This window comes from Saccharomonospora iraqiensis subsp. iraqiensis, assembly GCF_000430445.1.
Classification (GTDB): Bacteria; Actinomycetota; Actinomycetes; order Mycobacteriales; family Pseudonocardiaceae; genus Saccharomonospora; species Saccharomonospora iraqiensis.
In genome coordinates this window covers 1-1,740 of the sequence record NZ_KE387121.1, presented here as the reverse complement: position 1 = coordinate 1,740, position 1,740 = coordinate 1, and the positions used below count along the sequence as shown (strand labels likewise).

The window sequence follows — 1,740 nt, the reverse complement described above, 5'->3', positions numbered from 1 at the left end:
GCGCCCCGCCGGAACCGGGGGTTCGTCGCCGGTGCGGTGGCGTGCGCGTTGGTGGCCACGGCCTGCGGCGCGGAGGTCCGCGGGCAGGCACACAGCGTCGGCGACATCGCGGGACTCCCGGTCACGCACTTCGAGAGCGGCCTGCGCCCGGACGCGCCCCCGCCCGAGCTGACCGTCGAGAACGTCTCCGACTCCGCGGAGGACCGGCTCGCGCTCGCCGCGATCGCCGACGTCAGTGCCTTCTGGACGGAGGAGTTCCCCGAACGGTTCGCCGACGAGTTCGAGCCGGTCGGCCGCCTGCTGTCCTACGACCCCCAGGGCACCGCCTTCGAGATCTGCGGCGCGGACACCACCGAAGCGGCGATGAACGCGCTCTACTGCCCGAGCGAGGATCTGGTGGCCTGGGACCGGGGCCTGCTGCTCCCGCTGCTGCGTCAGCGGTTCGGCCCGATGGCGGTGGTGACCGTCCTCGCGCACGAGTTCGGGCACGCGGTCCAGTACCGGCTCGGTGACCGGGCGGGCATCGACGAGACCACCCCGACGATCGTCAAGGAACAGCAGGCGGACTGTTTCACCGGTGCCTACTTCCGGTGGATGGCCGAGGATTCCAGCGCCCGTTTCCGGGTCTCCACCTCCGAGGGCCTGAACCAGGTGTTGTCCTCGCTGTTCTTCATCCGGGACGACCCCGGGGCGGGCGGCGCGCACGGCACGGCGTTCGACCGGACCTACGCCTTCCAGCTCGGGTTCTCCTCCGGCTCCGCCCGGTGCGCGGACCTCGACCGGGCCGACGTCGAGGCGCGGATCACCGAGCGGCCGTTCGCCCCGGAGGACGCGGGCGGAGGTGACCTGCGGATCTCGGCCGAGACCGTGGGCATGCTCCAACGCAGCCTGGACGACTCCTTCGCCGCCGCGGAGGTGGATCCGCCCCGCATCGTCGAGACCGGCGGCGACTGCCCCGACGGGACCGGCACCCCGCCCGCCTCCTACTGCCGGGAGAACAACACCGTCGGCATCGACATGGCGGCCCTGGCCGAACTGGGACAGCCGATCGACCGGGAGGCCGAGTTCCGCGGCACGGAGAGCGCCGGGGGGATGGGGGACTTCGCCGCGTTCGCCGAGATCGTGTCCCGGTATGTCCAGGGTGTGCAGCTCGGGGTCGGGGCGGACGTGACGAGCCCCGAGGCGGGGCTGCGGACGGCGTGCCTGGTCGGCGCCTGGACCAACGCGATCGACGTGGAGGGCGCGCTGCTGCGTCCCTCCCCCGGCGACCTCGACGAGGCGATCGCCGAGCTGCTGCAGCCGCGCAGTCTCATCGCCGCCGACGCCGACGGTCTCCGGGTGGCCAACGGCTTCGCCCGGGTGGAGGCGCTGCGCCTGGGTTACTACGAGGGTTCCGCCGCCTGCACGGACACCTACCCGTGATCCCGGTCCGGGCACCCCGCGCCCGGGGTTCCCGGACCGGGCGCGGGGCTCCGGCGGGCACTCAGAACAGTGCGCTGGCGAGGTCCCTCCGTGCCTTGGCGACCCGCTGGTCGGCGGGGTCGAACAGGTCGAACAGGCCGACGAGGTGCTCCCGGACGCGGTCCCGGTCGTCCCCCGCGACCCGGCGCGCGGTCGCGGTCAGCCTGCGGAAGCCGTCCTCGACGGCCCCGGAGGCGACCTCGTAGTCGGCCGCGGCGAGCTGGGCCTGCAGGTCGTCGGGATCCGCGTCCGCGCGTTCGACCGCGGACGGGTCGGTCG

2 protein-coding genes are annotated in these 1,740 nt (G+C 73.7%); one reads left to right on the top strand and one right to left on the bottom strand.

Annotated elements, in window-relative coordinates; translation table 11 throughout:
* The coding region (locus tag ACTIR_RS0118100) for a neutral zinc metallopeptidase (RefSeq protein WP_411431336.1) at positions 1-1,422 on the top strand (1,422 nt) is incomplete at its 5' end.
* Between the two features lie 61 nt (positions 1,423-1,483).
* On the opposite strand, the gene ACTIR_RS24150 is transcribed toward ACTIR_RS0118100, so the two are convergent.
* Positions 1,484-1,740, bottom strand: a 257-nt coding sequence (locus ACTIR_RS24150) for a tetratricopeptide repeat protein (protein WP_034240860.1), incomplete at its 5' end; no start/stop codon positions are given.